General features: G+C 47.7%; 16 protein-coding genes. 5 read left to right on the top strand and 11 right to left on the bottom strand.

All coding sequences use genetic code 11. The annotated features are described in order from the left end of the window. Positions 1–124: 124 nt before the first annotated feature. The 7 genes from rplI to rnr form a co-directional block, all read right to left on the bottom strand. Complete coding sequence (gene rplI / locus HXZ99_RS10500) at positions 125–577, bottom strand: 50S ribosomal protein L9 (protein ID WP_194757252.1); 453 nt, start codon at positions 575–577, stop codon at positions 125–127. 14 nt (positions 578–591) lie between these two features. After that, on the bottom strand, positions 592–819 hold the full coding sequence (rpsR, locus tag HXZ99_RS10495) for a 30S ribosomal protein S18 (protein ID WP_007419241.1): 228 nt from the start codon (positions 817–819) through the stop codon (positions 592–594). Positions 820–831: 12 nt separating this feature from the next. Beyond that, a complete protein-coding gene (gene priB / locus HXZ99_RS10490) occupies positions 832–1,131 on the bottom strand; it encodes a primosomal replication protein N (protein WP_228517928.1) in 300 nt (99 codons plus the stop codon). A gap of 26 nt (positions 1,132–1,157) precedes the next feature. Further along, positions 1,158–1,526 (bottom strand): 30S ribosomal protein S6, encoded by a 369-nt coding sequence (rpsF, locus tag HXZ99_RS10485; RefSeq protein ID WP_194757250.1) that lies wholly within the window; start codon positions 1,524–1,526, stop codon positions 1,158–1,160. 161 nt (positions 1,527–1,687) lie between these two features. After that, a complete protein-coding gene (locus tag HXZ99_RS10480) occupies positions 1,688–2,137 on the bottom strand; it encodes a hypothetical protein (protein WP_194757249.1) in 450 nt (149 codons plus the stop codon). Positions 2,138–2,139: 2 nt separating this feature from the next. Further along, positions 2,140–2,889 (bottom strand): 23S rRNA (guanosine(2251)-2'-O)-methyltransferase RlmB, encoded by a 750-nt coding sequence (gene rlmB, locus HXZ99_RS10475; RefSeq protein ID WP_194757248.1) that lies wholly within the window; start codon positions 2,887–2,889, stop codon positions 2,140–2,142. Then, on the bottom strand, positions 2,889–5,279 hold the full coding sequence (gene rnr, locus HXZ99_RS10470; RefSeq protein WP_194757247.1) for a ribonuclease R: 2,391 nt from the start codon (positions 5,277–5,279) through the stop codon (positions 2,889–2,891). The genes rlmB and rnr overlap by 1 nt, the downstream gene beginning before the upstream one ends. Positions 5,280–5,512: 233 nt before the next feature. Here rnr and HXZ99_RS10465 point away from each other — a divergent pair, with 233 nt between their 5' ends. Beyond that, positions 5,513–7,384, top strand: a complete 1,872-nt coding sequence (locus HXZ99_RS10465) for a DUF885 domain-containing protein (RefSeq protein WP_194757246.1) — start codon at positions 5,513–5,515, stop codon at positions 7,382–7,384. A gap of 339 nt (positions 7,385–7,723) precedes the next feature. Here the strand turns inward: HXZ99_RS10465 and HXZ99_RS10460 are convergent, their stop codons facing one another. Continuing rightward, a complete protein-coding gene (locus tag HXZ99_RS10460; RefSeq protein ID WP_194757245.1) occupies positions 7,724–7,870 on the bottom strand; it encodes a lmo0937 family membrane protein in 147 nt (48 codons plus the stop codon). Positions 7,871–8,001: 131 nt separating this feature from the next. Next, positions 8,002–8,421 (bottom strand): PRC-barrel domain-containing protein, encoded by a 420-nt coding sequence (locus HXZ99_RS10455; RefSeq protein ID WP_194757244.1) that lies wholly within the window; start codon positions 8,419–8,421, stop codon positions 8,002–8,004. A 317-nt stretch (positions 8,422–8,738) separates the two neighbouring features. Here HXZ99_RS10455 and HXZ99_RS10450 point away from each other — a divergent pair, with 317 nt between their 5' ends. The 4 genes from HXZ99_RS10450 (at position 8,739) to HXZ99_RS10430 (ending at position 12,248) form a co-directional block, all read left to right on the top strand. Then, on the top strand, positions 8,739–9,491 hold the full coding sequence (locus HXZ99_RS10450) for a Crp/Fnr family transcriptional regulator (protein ID WP_194757243.1): 753 nt from the start codon (positions 8,739–8,741) through the stop codon (positions 9,489–9,491). Positions 9,492–9,633: 142 nt separating this feature from the next. Beyond that, entirely contained in the window at positions 9,634–10,392 is a 759-nt protein-coding gene (locus HXZ99_RS12380) for a Crp/Fnr family transcriptional regulator (protein WP_194757242.1), read from the top strand. Between the two features lie 209 nt (positions 10,393–10,601). Beyond that, positions 10,602–11,555 carry a PRC-barrel domain-containing protein gene (locus tag HXZ99_RS10440; protein ID WP_194757241.1) on the top strand — a complete coding sequence of 318 codons (954 nt, stop codon included), beginning with the start codon at positions 10,602–10,604 and terminating at the stop codon, positions 11,553–11,555. 498 nt (positions 11,556–12,053) lie between these two features. Beyond that, positions 12,054–12,248: a hypothetical protein gene (locus HXZ99_RS10430; protein WP_228517926.1), complete on the top strand. Its 195-nt coding sequence runs from the start codon at positions 12,054–12,056 to the stop codon at positions 12,246–12,248. Positions 12,249–12,306: 58 nt separating this feature from the next. Here the strand turns inward: HXZ99_RS10430 and HXZ99_RS10425 are convergent, their stop codons facing one another. Next, a complete protein-coding gene (locus HXZ99_RS10425; protein WP_194757239.1) occupies positions 12,307–14,382 on the bottom strand; it encodes a hypothetical protein in 2,076 nt (691 codons plus the stop codon). A gap of 565 nt (positions 14,383–14,947) precedes the next feature. Beyond that, a complete protein-coding gene (locus tag HXZ99_RS10420; RefSeq protein WP_228517924.1) occupies positions 14,948–15,064 on the bottom strand; it encodes a carboxymuconolactone decarboxylase family protein in 117 nt (38 codons plus the stop codon). Positions 15,065–15,068: the final 4 nt, after the last annotated feature.

Genomic DNA, 15,068 nt, shown 5'->3' with positions numbered 1-15,068 from the left:
GCTGCTTGAGTGAATTACAAAACTATTATTGATATAAAATTCACGATAGACCGTCGATAATACACAGGCCACAAAAAAAAAGCAGCACCGAGGTGCTGCTTTTCATGGAAAGGATATGTAATCCTTACTCGCCTGCTTCTACCTTCAGGGTAATAGCGGCAAGTACGTCGGCGTGCAATTGCAGTTCGATTTCGTATTCCCCTACTTCACGGATAGTTCCATGAGGCATAAGAATCTCGCTCTTCTGCACTTCAACACCGGCAGCATTTACTGCATCAGCGATATCACGGGTACCGATAGAACCGAACAGTTTGCCTTCGTCACCAGCTTTAGAAGTGATAACAATAGTGTCTAAACCGTTGATTTTCTCTGCACGCGCTTCAGCTGTTGCTAAATCTGCGGCAATTTTCTCTTCCAACTCAGCGCGACGTTGTTCAAACATTTCAACATTCGCTTTAGTCGCTGGAACAGCTTTACCTTGTGGGAACAAGAAGTTACGAGCATAGCCAGACTTCACGTTCACCTGGTCGCCCAGGCTGCCAAGGTTTGCAACTTTATCAAGAAGAATAATATTCATCGTTACAATCTCCTTTACTTGTGGCCATCAGTGTATGGCAGCAAGCTCAGGTAACGGGCACGCTTAATAGCGCGCGCCAGCTGACGCTGATACTTAGCTGAAGTACCGGTAATACGGCTAGGGACGATCTTACCAGTTTCAGTGATATAATTTTTCAGCGTAGCGATATCTTTGTAATCGATTTCTTTTACGCCTTCTGCCTTAAAGCGGCAGAACTTACGACGACGGAAAAAACGAGCCATGGTGTTCTCCTGTTAAACCTGTTTTATAGTCTGGGCATGGAGGACTAATCGTGGGACTCCGTTAGCGTTTTCATGACGCTGTAAAAATCCGCTTGCCTCAATTTCACTACCCAGAGAAAGTTTCGTAGACCAAGATTCTGCTTCCACACCGCTTACCACTGCTTGAATTCTTGCATAACACTGTCGTGTTAAGCCCGCTTCTTCTTGCATCGAACGATGTTCGATCGCTAGTAGTAAGTGGGAAATTCCAGAGGGGCTGCGGGTTAATCGAGGCGTTTTAACTAAGGTGCCGCGAATAACTAAATGGTTCATTGCAGAGCCCTGAGCTGTAGCCGACATCACTCAGCAGATGCAGTCTCAGCTTTCGCTTCACGGCGATCTTCTTTTTCTTTTGGCTTACCAAAAGGTGAAGGCTCGCTGATCGCTTCGTCTTTACGCATAACCAGGCTGCGCAGTACCGCATCGTTGTAACGGAAGTTGGTTTCTAACTCTTCCACAGCTTCTGCCGTTGCTTCTACGTTCATTAGAACATAGTGAGCTTTGTGCAGCTTGTTGATTGGATAAGCTAGTTGCCGACGGCCCCAGTCTTCTAAACGGTTAATTGAACCGCCTGATGATTTCACGGTTTCTGTGTACCGCTCGATCATGCCTGGAACCTGTTCGCTTTGGTCCGGATGAACCATAAATACGATTTCATAATGACGCATTAAATTGCTCCTTATGGATTAAAGCCTAGGTGCAGCTCAGCCCGGCTGACATGAAGGCAAGGAACTTGAAACATTGTGTTGGGCTGATTCAAGCCGGCGCATTGTACGTAACTTAGCCAATAAGCGCAAGCAAAAAGCCGGCATTGCCGGGCATTAGAACTTTATTGATTGGTTTGTCGGGTGATTTCTTGATTAATTAATGAAAAGAGTTTGCCAGACAGCATTAAACTCGCATTTTCAGGCCCTTCGACCACTTGCGTAAAACCTGAACTGCTCGACGAGGAAATATCCGCCTCTGCGCGAATACCCTGTTCGATGGTTCGCACACGCACTTCTACAACAAAATGCGCAGTCTCTGGCGCGTCAGTGATGCGGTAGGTATGGTGCGTGTTCATGCGGTAGTGTAAATCGTCCGCCAAAATAGTCAGCGGTCGGGAATTCTCGGTTAATTCAACTGTTAGCGCAACCGGCGGCCGGTACACACGATCTGCATCATCGGGCGTACCTACCCAGGCCAAGATCAATAAAGCAATAACGACCGCGACAATAGCCACAACAGGCGCCAGCTTCTGCCACCAAGCGCTTTTTGTTTCGGAAGCGTTGTCTGTCATGCCTAGCCTTGCAACCCACGTTGGCGGACCACTTCAAACAGACAAACTCCGGCCGCCACTGACACATTTAAACTACCCACCGTACCTGCTAGCGGAATAGCGACTAAATCATCACAAAGCTCGCGGGTGAGTCGGCGCATGCCCGTGCCTTCGGCCCCCATCACCAACGCCACAGGGCCAGCAAATTTATTCTGATATAAGGTTTGCGTGGCTTCGCCGGCAGTGCCGGTCACCCAAACACCTTCATCTTTTAAAATACGTAAAGCCCGCGCTAAATTTGTTGCAGTAACCAAAGGCACCACTTCAGCGGCGCCACTAGCAACTTTGCGCACGGTACTATTAAGATTTGCCGATTTGTCTTTCGGTACGATCACCGCAGTTACACCCGAAGCATCAGCGGTTCGCAGGCACGCGCCCAGGTTATGTGGATCCGTTACTTGGTCGAGCACCAAGAACAATGCTTTTTGACCCGCTTGCTGACACAACTCAGGCAAATCTGCTTCTTGGTATTGCCGTGCAGGAGTAACAAATAGCAACACCCCTTGATGATTGCCTTCGCCAATACGCTCATCCAAGGTTTTACGATGGCTAAATTGAGGGCGTACCCCAATCTGACGCGCCAGTTTTACGATGTCTTGCACCGCGGAATCATCACGATCTTTTTGCACAAATAATTCAATGGCACGCTCAGGATGGTGCTGCAGCACTGCAGATACTGAGTGGATACCAAAAACTACATCATTCTTACTCATCAAGACCGCCGTTTTTTCTGTTTTGGACTTTTACCTGAAGGCGAACCGCCGGTTTTCTTCGGGCTACCCTTACCTTTAGGTTTTCCCGAGCCACGCTTGCCTTTGCTTTGTGACCCGCTGCGTTCAGGCTTAGCACCACGTCCGGAACCTTTGCCCGACTCTTTGCGTTTGCCTCGTTTATTATCAACACGTTTGCGCGGAGGCAACGCCGCCGATGTGTGCTCAACGGAGATAAGCGCGAAGTCAATTTTACGTTCCACTAAGTTGGACGCAGCCACTTTTACTCTCGCTTTATCGCCTATTCGATAAACTTTGCCGCTGCTTTCTCCAATTAACAAATGGCGATCAGCGTCATAGTGATAATATTCTTGGGTCATATTTGAAATATGCACTAACCCATCAATCATCAAATCGTTCAGGCGAATAAACAGGCCAAAGTTAGTCACCGAGGAAATTACCCCGTCGAACTCATCACCCACATGGTCTTGCATGAATTCACACTTGAGGAACTCATCCACCTGTCGGGTGGCATCATCGGCCCGTCGTTCGGTATGTGAACAATGGGGACCAAGCTCACCGAGCGCGGCCGTATCATAGTAGTGCGCGCCTTCTAAACCGGGCATCCCGGGCAGGGTTTCGCTAAGAATACGCTTAATCTCACGATGCAATATTAGATCGGGATAACGCCGTATAGGCGATGTAAAGTGCGCATAACCTGCCAAGCTCAAACCGAAATGGCCTCGATTATCGGAGCTATACACCGCTTGCTGCAACGAGCGTAGCAACATGGTTTGAATGAGCTCTCGGTCTGGCCGATCCGCGATCTGCTCTAATACCTGGGCAAAGTCGCGGGGGTGGGGTTCGCCTTGCAGCGGCATGGTTAGCCCTAGCTCTCCGAGTACCATCCGAAACGCCATTAACCGATCTTCATCTGGTAGATCATGCACCCGGAACAATGCGCCACCTTTATGCTTCTCGACGAATTGGGCAGCAGCGACATTCGCCATAATCATGCATTCTTCAATCAGCATATGCGCTTGATTGCGATGCACCGGCACAATACGATCAATTTTTCGTTCAGCATTGAAGATAAAGCGGGTTTCAACCGTATCAAAATCGATTGCGCCCCGTTTTTCTCGGGTACTTCGCAATACTTTATATAGTTTCTGCAAGTTCTCGATATGCGGAACAACCTTATCGTATTCCTTGCGTAACTGCGGGTCGCCTTCAAGAATTGCCGCCACCTTGGTATAGGTTAGGCGCGCATGGGAGTTCATCACCGCAGGATAGAAACTATATTCCAGTAACTTACCGCGCGCCCCAATGACCATTTCTGCAACCATACATAGACGGTCTACCTGAGGATTAAGCGAACACAATCCGTTCGATAGCGCTTCGGGCAGCATCGGCACTACATGATTAGGAAAATATACGGAATTACCGCGAGCGAGAGCTTCTTTATCTAACGCGGTACCCGGACGAACATAATGGCTGACATCAGCGATAGCGACCCATAAGCGAAAGCCTTTGCCATCCGGTTGGCAAAACACTGCATCATCAAAATCGCGGGCATCTTCACCGTCAATGGTCACTAACGGTAATTTACGTAAATCGACGCGACCTTGCTTGTCTTTATCAGACACCTCGGCAGGAATGCTCTCAGCTTCTTTAGCTAGTGCATCAGGCCACTCATAGGGAATGCCATGTTCGCGGATAGCCACTTCTATTTCCATGCCTGGCGCTAAATGATCACCAAGAATTTCTTTGACTCTTGCCAGTGGCGATGAGCGTCGACTTGGTCGCGCTAAAACCTCTGCTACCACCATTTGTCCATGGCGGGCACCATTCACGTGCTCGGGAGGAATAATTAAATCTTGCCCCTGACGGGTATCATCGGGCACCACTAACGATAAGCCTTGCTCAAAAAAGTAGCGACCAACGATTTCGCGTTTTTCTTCACTCAGGCTACGAACGATACGTCCCTCTCGTCGCCCACGAGAATCGGTTGAGCCCGCCTTTACCAGTACCCGATCACCATGCATCACTAATTGCATCTGATGATAAGGAAGATAAAGATCTTGCCCGCCTTCATCGAGCTGCACAAAACCAAACCCATCGCGATGACCTATCACCACGCCTTTTTTCAGATCCATACGCTCAGGTAGGCCATAGGAATCATTGCGTGTATAAACGAGCTGACCATCACGTTCCATGGCTCGTAAACGTCGCTTCACACCAATATGCTGACGCTCATCTTTCAGCTTAAAATGCGCCAGTATATCTTGATAGGGAACAGGTTTAACTGCATCACGAATCACTTCCAACATCGCTTCACGGGATGGGATTTCCACATCAAATTGCGGTTGCGGGGTGTTTGTGTCTTGACTCATAAAATCTGGGTATCCGTTGCATGTTTGCAGGATTGAAAATGTTTAGGTCTCAGTTCGACCATCTTTCAACCAGTATATCACTCCCGTGAGCCCATGCGTAACTTGAAACCCCACAAGTTCCTAAAAACCTGCTAGGCTTCAATAGGTTCACAAAAAAATTCGTGACATAGTAAGTTTATAAAGGCTGAAACTGTTCGTATCTAAAAGAATCGCACAGCATGCGAGGAGACATCATGAAACGTCTGTTACTCATTTTAAGCACAACTGCATTGATTATTGGCTGTGGAGAAGCCCCCCAGCGGCAAGAAGTTGCCTCACCTGATGTGTCGACTCGGGTTGAAGCAGCACTTACCGAATCGGAGCGACTTAACCGTTGGTTTGATGAACGTTATGAAGAAAGGCTCCAGCTCAGCCCTATTCAGATGACAATGCTCGGGCGCAAAGATCGCTATGACGAACTTGATGACATCAGCGAAGAAGCGCAAGAAGAAATGTTGGCGTGGCTGGAACGCACCGCCGTAGAGATGCAAGCCAATTTCGACTACACCCTACTCAATGAAGAAGCCCAAACTTCCTATGATTTATGGTTGTATAATGTCGATAGAGCGCAACGTAGCGCAGAGTATCGCGATTTCGGCTATGTGCTCCACCAAATGTCGAGCCAACATGCCAACCTAGCCCAGTTCATCATCGGTTTTCATAATGTTGAGAGCGAAGAAGATTTACAAGCTTACATTGCGCGTTTAGAAGTCATGGGGGATCGCCTGAATACCATGACAGAAATGGCGCAATCACGTGCAGAAAATGGCATTCGACCGCCGGATTTTGCATATAAGGGCGCTATTCAACAAGCGCGCAACTTAGTAACAGGGGCACCTTTCGAAGAAACCTCGACGCGCTCGCCGATGTATCAAGATGCCTATTCCAAAATTAACAAGCTACACGATGCTGATGCTATCAGTTACGATGACATGAATCGTTACATGGCTGCAGCACGGTCCGCCCTGCTTAACCATGTTGGCCCCGCCTACCAAGGCATGATTGCTTGGTTAGAGTCCGATATGGAACATGCCCCCACAAACCCGACCGGTGTTAGTCGGTTTGAAGGCGGTGATGATTATTACCAGCATATGCTGTGGTTCCACACCACCACCGATTTGAGCGCCGAAGAGATTCACCGAATTGGTATTAATGAAGTGGCACGTATCCAAGACGAGATGCGCGAGATTATGGATCGGGTTGAATTTGCCGGTACTTTGGATGAGTTTTTCGAGTTTGTACTCGAGGATGATCAATTCTACTATCCGAATACCGATGAGGGCCGGCAGGCCTATCTCGACGACTCAAAGGCATTTCTTGATGCCATTAACGAGAAATTACCTGAGTTTTTCGGCATTTTACCTCAGGCTGATTTAGTTGTGCGTCGGGTTGAACCATTCCGCGAGCAAGATGGTGCACCGCAACACTACTATCCAGGAACACCGGATGGTTCACGTCCTGGAATTTACTATGCACACCTCTCCGATATGCGCTCGATGCCCAAGATAGATATGGAAGCGGTGGCTTATCATGAAGGCAATCCGGGGCATCATATGCAAATTTCAATTGCCCAAGAACTCAGAGGCATTCCCCGTTTCCGAACCCAAGAGCGGCATACCGTGTATACGGAAGGTTGGGCGTTGTATTCAGAGTTGCTTGCCAAAGAAATGGGCGGGTACGAGGATGATTACTCAGATTTCGGTCGCCTGATTGCTGAAATTTGGCGGGCCGCCCGATTAGTTGTCGACACAGGCATGCATGCAATGGGATGGACCGAACAAGATGCCATCGACTACTTTAAAGAGAATACTCCGATAACGGAAGGCTCCATTGTAGCGGAAGTGCAGCGTTACTTGGTATGGCCCGGACAAGCCACCGCATACAAAATTGGTATGATGCGTATTCAAGATTTGCGTGCCGAAGCGGAACAAGAGCTGGGTGCGTTATTTGATATTCGCGCTTTTCACGATACCGTTCTTGGCGGTGGCTCATTGCCCTTACCGCTGCTTGAAGCACGTGTTCATAACTGGATAGAGCGCGTGAAACTGGGCGCGGAAGGCTACTAACCCGGCAAAACCAGTCTCAATTCGCAGAACTTATTCGTTCTTGGGTAAGTTCTGCGATTTCTTTCACAACACGCCTAATAGTTGATTGTCACAGAAGCATGTGCTTGAAGTCGTTCTGTTAGTCGGGCAAAAAACCCTCAGTAATTACACGAACTACTTCGCACAAACACCCATTGATGAAGAATTTAAGTAACGCATAAGAAACTAGCTTTCTTTTCATTCAAAAGCAGCACTCACCGTGCTGCTTTTTTTATTCAATTCTTTGCTCAAGGAAAACATGCTCGTAACCTCAGAGTATTCCGCGCTTTATGCTCGCACCAATAGGAAATCTTAGGGTAATTAAATGCTACGACCGCGCAACAGGCGCACGACGATAACCACTAATGCAACAACCAGTAAGATGTGAATAAACCCACCCATGGTATAAGACGTTAATAGACCAAAAGCCCAGAAAATAAGTAATAATACGATGATTGTTTCTAACATAACGTTGTACCTATTCTTTCAATTTGATTTACCAATATGCAGTGTTTTTCCTGTTCTGTATGTGCACTAGGCAACACAACACACAAAAAACCCGCTCACAAGAGCGGGTTTACTCCGAGCATCAGAAAATGTTACCGCGGGGCACTATCTAAACGCTCCGACGCATAGTAAGCATCCACATCGTTGCTCCAAGTCGCATCAGCCATGTTTGGCCAATCTTTCTTGTCGAAACCTGGCGCATCACTCAGGCTGTCCTTTTCAACATTTAAGATAAAGCGTTTGTTCTCAGTATCAAGAGTGAGTGCAGACCACGGCACTGCAAACAATTTTTCGCCCATACCAAGAAACGAACCGAATGAAAGAACGGCATAAGTAACCTTGCCATTGGTCACATCCAACATAATTTCCTTAATGTCACCGAGGCTTTCTTCTTTATGATTGCAAACATCATTGCCCACCAGGGTGTTTGCACCCATTTGGTGAGGTCCAGGGCCAGGGCCTACGCCATTTGCCTTGTAGATACCCATTGTATCGCGTGTTTCATAGTTCATAGTAAGCTCCTTCCGAAGAGACTTGCCTGCGAACGAAGATGTTCGGGCAAGTTCGAAAGCATAAGCCCTCTTCAGCACATGCTCCGTTCGTTATCACACCTAACGAAATATACGTGTGTAAAGATTCTTGAAAAACATACACAGAGTAGCCGACGACTAGCCCTTAACTTCGATCTATCTACTTCATAATATTGGGTTATTTCGTAATCTATTCGGTTGTGCGGTTATGCAGCGGATTCTATATGTGCGGTATCGCACAGATAGTGGCAATTGGTGAACTATACTGAACGCTTGCCAGTGCTGAAAAGGAATGAGCAATGACAACTGTTTCGAAAGTGGATCACTCTAAACTAGACAACCAAAAGCCGACGCGAAATTATTTTTTGAATGCGTTGCCTGTAGAGATTCAAGAACGCCTACTGCCTCACATGGAGCTGGTTGAGATGCCATTAGCCGCAGTACTGTATGAAACGGGTGATGTAATGCGCCATGTTTATTTTCCAACAGATTGCATTGTTTCTTTGCTCTATGTCATGGAAAACGGCTCCCAAGCTGAAATATCAGTTGTTGGCAACGATGGTTTCGTCGGTATGTCGCTGCTGATGGGTGGAGAGAGCACCACGAGTCGGGGAATAGTCCAAAGTGCCGGTTATGCTTATCGCATTGTTGGATCGCGCATGAAAACCGAGTTCAATCGTCATGGTGAACTGCTATATTTAACGTTGCGCTACGCTCAAGCACTGATTACACAAATGGCGCAAACCGCCGTTTGTAATCGTCACCACAGTATCGAACAACAACTTTGTCGTTGGTTATTGTTATCGCTCGATCGGTTAGAAGGTAATCACCTCGTGATGACCCAAGAACTCATAGCCAATATGCTAGGGGTACGCCGGGAGGGGGTAACGGAAGCTGCGGGTCGTTTACATAAGAAAGGCGTTATTGACTATAGCCGAGGCCATATTCTAGTGAACGATCGAGAGAAACTGGAAGATACCTGTTGCGAGTGTTATCGCGTGGTTAAATCCGAAACTAACCGCTTGCTTCCTTTCTTGGCTAACAAGAAATAAAAAGCCCCCACCCATACCTCCTGCGCTATACGTGTTATAGCGCACATACCTGAGTTTACTATTTGCGTATGCTTGTGATTCAAGGCTACATAGCACTAGCCTTGCGCCATGTTGGTATAGCCTGTGTTAAAAGGTAACTCCCGTGTCTACATGTGTAGAGTCAAACATTACAAACCACCTCATCGAGCATCTCCCCGAGCAGGAACGCTTACTGTTGTTAAGCCACTGCGAGTTAGTAGTTCTTCAATTCGGTACTGTGCTCTGCGAGCATAATGAAGGATACAGCTATCTTTACTTCCCAATGAGCGGATTTATCTCTCTGGTCACCAAGCTACCGCCCCATAAACCGTTGGAAATGGGTGTCATCGGTAATGAAGGCATGTTAGGTGTCACCATGGTTCTTGGTTTACCTACCGTGCCCATGCAAGCGGTGGTACAAGGTAAAGGCACAGCTTGGCGTATTGGTGTCGGCGAGTTACAGCAGGTGCTACAACAATGTCCTCAGCTACGATCAACTCTCATGCAGTACTTATTTATTCTAATGCAACAGCTCTCTATAAGTGCCGCCTGTGCCCATTTTCATGAGCTCGATCAACGCTTAGCCCGTTGGCTACTCATGAGTCAGGATCGCGCTCATAGTAATGAGTTTCACCTCACTCACCAGTTTCTCGCAGATATGTTAGGGGTGCGACGAAGCGGGGTTACTGTTGCGGCAGGCGTCATGCAGCAAAACAATCTCATCCAATACAGCCGTGGCAAAATAAATATTACCAACCGAAATGCTTTGGAAAAAGTGAGCTGCACTTGTTACCAAAAAAGCCTCGATGACTATAAACGCTTATTAGGCCAGCCCAGTCGCGATTCAGAGCGCCGACTTCTCACCGAGCAAGGAACCCCATAATACAGCACACGTTTTTATTGTTTCCTACGTGCGACAGCGAACCGACTCCCCTCCTTTTCACAGCGTACCCTAGTGGTTCATCGAGAATCACTTACCTAAATGGCGATTCAACCCCTTGCCAGTAATGATATTGGAAAAGGAACGCAGTGATGAAGCTGTTATTTCGAGCAAGTCGTTCGAATAACAAATCTGTCTCAAAGGAGATACATATGAAAAAGTTACATACATTTGCTTTTTACGCATTGGTTACTCCACTGCTTACGCTCAGTGCTAGCTCTGCGCTTGCACATAACGCAACCGACCTCGAAGATGGTCGTTTCGCGCAAAGCCCGCAAATTAGCCAAAGCACAAATTCCAATGCCAATAGTGATCGCCTGACAAGCCCGCGCGATCAGTCTAGTTCGCCATCGCGAAGCTACCTTGATTCTGTGCCATACAATGGCATGCACGCTAGCAATCTCATTGGTACGAACGTACATACTAGCGACAACGAAGACATCGGTTCTGTGAAAGACCTAATTATCGGCCAGGATGGCCAAGTTGTTGCTGTTGTAGTGAGTGTGGGTGGTTTTCTTGGCATGGGTGAGAAAGATGTAGCCCTTGGTTGGGATAATCTAACTCGCTCAGGTATCGCTGATAAGCAAGAGCTCCGGGTCGATGTGACTCGCGCAGATCTTAAAGCAGCTCCAGCCTTTGTAAAACCTGAAAAATACCGTACTGCGCAAACCACGCCACGTGAGCAAAACAGCCCACCGAAACGTGCACAAGCAAGCGTGCAGCAAGACACTCAACTCGACACTCAGAAGCGTCGGCAACAACCTGAAAGTAATCGACAACACGTAAGCGATAACCACGGCGAGAAAAATCGTGGACACCTCGTAGCCGTGCCGTCACTTGGCTTTCATACCGACAGCTTAATGGGCATGGATGTCTATACCAGTGATAACGAAAGTATCGGCTCAGTCGATGACCTTATCATTGACGAGAGTGGCAAGATTGTCGCCATTATCGTGAGTGTTGGCGGATTTCTAGGCATTGGCCAGAAAGACGTTGCTATCAGTTGGGATCATGTCACTCGTTCAGGTGTTAAGAATGAACAAAAATTAAACGCAAACGTAACTCGGGAAAATCTCAAATCGGCACCTAAGTTTGCAAGTCATTAATTAGGTGTTGGTGTACTAGGATGTATGCATCAATAAACGGCAGAGGCGGAAGCCTCTGCCGTTTTTCTATGCATTGTGGACGAACACTGATGGCCGCGATGCTCGCTGGAAAGCGCACATGACCTGAACAACCTAGCACAAAACAACTAGGTGTAGCTGATTCACAATGAACATCTTCGCTAAGGCTTTGCTCATGCTTCGTGAGGGTAACGAGCTACTGTAATAGCCAGATGAATCGTACCGTGATGGTGTCCACTCCTCCTAAACTGAGACGGAAGCTTTTCAGCTGACCTCTAGTTTTGGTGTCTCCGAGCGCAAAAATGATCAGTCGCTTGACCAGCTTCTTGCCCTTGCTGATAAAGTACTTTACTCAGCAAAGCGCACAGACCGTAACAAAGTAGAACCCAAGGTGTAAATGAGCCCTTGACTATAACTGGAAACCCATTTTATTTACGCTAGGCTTACCAGTAGTTACGAAGTGAACTAGCGGAGGTTATGATGAGCAATGACAATAAGTCCACACCCAAGACTGAGAAACCGACAAGCGAAGAAGAGCGTCGCCAGCAGCAATCGGTGCAAGATAAGCAAAATCAGAGCCGCGAAAATCATCGGCGGCCGCACCAAAGCCATGGCACTCATAATCAGTCAGATAAACAAATTGCGCCAGAACAGCGCAGTCAGGATTCAAAATAATACTTAACGGGCGCGCGGCAGTTACACTGTGCCGCGCGCAATGTCTGATTGTCCGCGTTTACGTTCTATGGAGCTCTCTGACTCGGGTGTCATAAATATTATCAGGGAAACAGTGGATTCCCTGCCCTCCCCACGCAGACTCTGGTAGTGCAATATTACCCACAGTGGCAAGATTTTTCGGGTCAATCACGGTAACTGTTCTTGCATACTTGTTCGACACATACCCGTAGTAGTCACCCTCAGCATTTGGACAGAAGGTTACTCCGTGTGCACCGTTTGCAGCTGGCAGCGTTGCAACAACCTCAAGCGTGTCGAGTTCAATAACGCTAATGTCCGCACTGCCCGTATTGGGCACAAAAACATACTCGTTATAAGGCCCTGAGCGTGGCCATACTGGCATTTCACCTACTTCCACATCTTTGACATGGTTCATAGTCTGCAAATCGATTATGCGAACTTTATTCTCCAGCATCATACTGATCATCGCATAGCGACTGTCCAGGGTAATTTCAGCGGCAAGGGGCAAGCCGGGGGCGTCAAAGGTCTTTGCTACCTCCATTTTATCTAAGTCGATAATATCCAGCTTTTGGTCCAATGTTGCAGCAACAGCCATCCAACGCCCCTCAGGATCTACCCATATACCGTGAGGGCCCAATGAGGTGCTAATCATGTGCTGGATGTTGAGATCAAAGTCGAGCGCGTAAACACGTCCGTCATTATTTAAAGTCAGATAAAACAATTCACGCTTGGGGTCGACGAATACATGGGCTGGAGCGGCCCCCACACGGTTAGGTAACATCTCAATCATTCTGGAGACCGCAGGAGCTCCCGAAGTGACCTTACTTTGCACCACCTCACGGGTCTCAATATCGATTTTATTCAGATAGTCAGAATGCCACTGCGTCTGAAAGATATAGCGGCCATCGTAATCAGGCCGGAAATTATGAGGATTATTGAAGGTTGGATGGGAAATAACATCTGTCACTTCCCAGTTTTCAGCATTAATAATGGTGATAGTGCCAGGCCCCCTGCCCTCTACCGGCTCAAACTGGGTATTTACCCAGATTTCACCGACACCAGCAATTTGCGGCGGCCCTGCGTACTCGTCAGGGATTTTTTCCTGAGGAGGCCATTCGATGGTCTCCCCAGAGTCGACACCTACTTCAATAATACCGAGCATATACGGGTGGGTCGGACAGACATAGGTGTAAACGCCAGGCTCACTAAACGCAAAGCTAAAACCCCATCCATCTTCTTCCCGCCCCACTGGGCGCATATTGCTCGATGGACGCGCAGGACCATCAATAAAATGAATGGGATGTGTTGAAGAAACCGGGTATTCAGGTGCGTGGCTCCAGATTACCTGATCGCCGGGCTCAACTCTAAGCACTGGTGTAGAGAGGAAAGGCGGATTCTCAATAATTTTAACGACGTGCACGTTACCTACGCGCCCGAGCGAGACGGCAATAGAGGCAATAAATACCAGAAATAAAACAATCAGAACCGCCATAACCCACCACGAGCTTGCGTGAGATTGACCGCAATCCTGAACGTGTTCCTTAGATCTTGGTTTATCAGAATTGTTGTCCTCCGGCATATTCTTTGGGTAAAAAAGAATATGCGACATCAGCAGGTAAGCCAGCACGGCACCACCTGCCACAAGCACAAAGTAAACAGTGAGATACACTGGTAAACTAAACTCGGTACGACCTGCGACAATAAAAATTAACGGTAAATACCAGGATACGACTGATATCGCTCCCGAGACCGCAAATATGGGCATTTTCCGACCAATAACTTCAGGCGATAATTCGCGTTCACAGTGATTTTCCAAAAATCTGTGAATAAAGGTATGAAAGACTAAGGCATTTAAAATCAGGATCAGCACCGCAGTCATCTTCGCCTGGAAAAAGTCGTGCTGCAGAATAGACGGGTTGTGAAGTAACAGGCCTGCGCCGGTCAACACAACCAATGCCAGCCCCACCATGACCACATGAGAAACCGAGCGGATAAGTACTAACTGATCATGACTGACAACCCGGTTGCGAATTGCGCGCATGAAAGTACTGTCACTGGCCGTCGCCGAGCCCAAGCCAATCGCTGCCCCTATCACGTGAATGATGGTTAAAATCAAATATAGACTCATACGAACTACCTACCCCCAATATTATCATTGAATAATAAGAGTAAGCCGAAAGGCTGTTAATTCAAGTCAGCGCAAAACAACGCATTGACCTTGATCAAATCAACCCGCTGCCAAGGTGAGCGAGGGGCAGCATATCTGGGAAAACGCGCAAAACCATTGAAAACATATAGCTTTTACAATACACGCCAAAGCCTGATCACAGCCCGGACCAGATATACAGCCAGTCAGTCAATGTCTATGCTTCCTTTACACAAGAGAAACTGAAGCCCTCTACACAAGGAGTTTCGCGATGCCCAATGAACGTGGACAGAGAATGCCCGAAAGTAGTGAATGCATTGATATAGTTATTCAACGTGTAGGTAAAAATATCGCTCTCGGGCTTCCTCTCGGCTTAGGCAAGCCGATTCACTTTGTAGACGCGTTGTATCAACGGGCTAAAGACGACTCTTCAATAAAGTTGCATATAGTCACCGCACTTTCATTGCTGCCGCCGCCACCTTCAAAGGGATTCGAAAAGCATCGCCGGCAGCCACTGCGAATGCCGGCTTGCTCATTACTCTGGATCAACGCCAAACGCAGCCGAGTACACCCAATGACTGTTAAAACAAAACTGACAATCATTCAGTGCAGACACATAAGCGGCGATCATTTCTCGCTCACCGATACTCAAGGCG

The sequence above is a fragment of the Aliidiomarina indica genome, from assembly GCF_015354615.1.
GTDB lineage: Bacteria > Pseudomonadota > Gammaproteobacteria > Enterobacterales > Alteromonadaceae > Aliidiomarina > Aliidiomarina indica.
This window is presented reverse-complemented; position numbering and strand designations above follow the sequence as displayed.

Coding starts and splice junctions, on each gene's coding strand:
- rplI (WP_194757252.1), bottom strand. CDS start 577: ATGAATATTATTCTTCTTGATAAAGTTGCAAACCTTGGCAGCCTGGGC.
- rpsR (WP_007419241.1), bottom strand. CDS start 819: ATGGCTCGTTTTTTCCGTCGTCGTAAGTTCTGCCGCTTTAAGGCAGAA.
- priB (WP_228517928.1), bottom strand. CDS start 1,131: ATGAACCATTTAGTTATTCGCGGCACCTTAGTTAAAACGCCTCGATTA.
- rpsF (WP_194757250.1), bottom strand. CDS start 1,526: ATGCGTCATTATGAAATCGTATTTATGGTTCATCCGGACCAAAGCGAA.
- HXZ99_RS10480 (WP_194757249.1), bottom strand. CDS start 2,137: ATGACAGACAACGCTTCCGAAACAAAAAGCGCTTGGTGGCAGAAGCTG.
- rlmB (WP_194757248.1), bottom strand. CDS start 2,889: ATGAGTAAGAATGATGTAGTTTTTGGTATCCACTCAGTATCTGCAGTG.
- rnr (WP_194757247.1), bottom strand. CDS start 5,279: ATGAGTCAAGACACAAACACCCCGCAACCGCAATTTGATGTGGAAATC.
- HXZ99_RS10465 (WP_194757246.1), top strand. CDS start 5,513: ATGAAACGTCTGTTACTCATTTTAAGCACAACTGCATTGATTATTGGC.
- HXZ99_RS10460 (WP_194757245.1), bottom strand. CDS start 7,870: ATGTTAGAAACAATCATCGTATTATTACTTATTTTCTGGGCTTTTGGT.
- HXZ99_RS10455 (WP_194757244.1), bottom strand. CDS start 8,421: ATGAACTATGAAACACGCGATACAATGGGTATCTACAAGGCAAATGGC.
- HXZ99_RS10450 (WP_194757243.1), top strand. CDS start 8,739: ATGACAACTGTTTCGAAAGTGGATCACTCTAAACTAGACAACCAAAAG.
- HXZ99_RS10440 (WP_194757241.1), top strand. CDS start 10,602: ATGAAAAAGTTACATACATTTGCTTTTTACGCATTGGTTACTCCACTG.
- HXZ99_RS10430 (WP_228517926.1), top strand. CDS start 12,054: ATGAGCAATGACAATAAGTCCACACCCAAGACTGAGAAACCGACAAGC.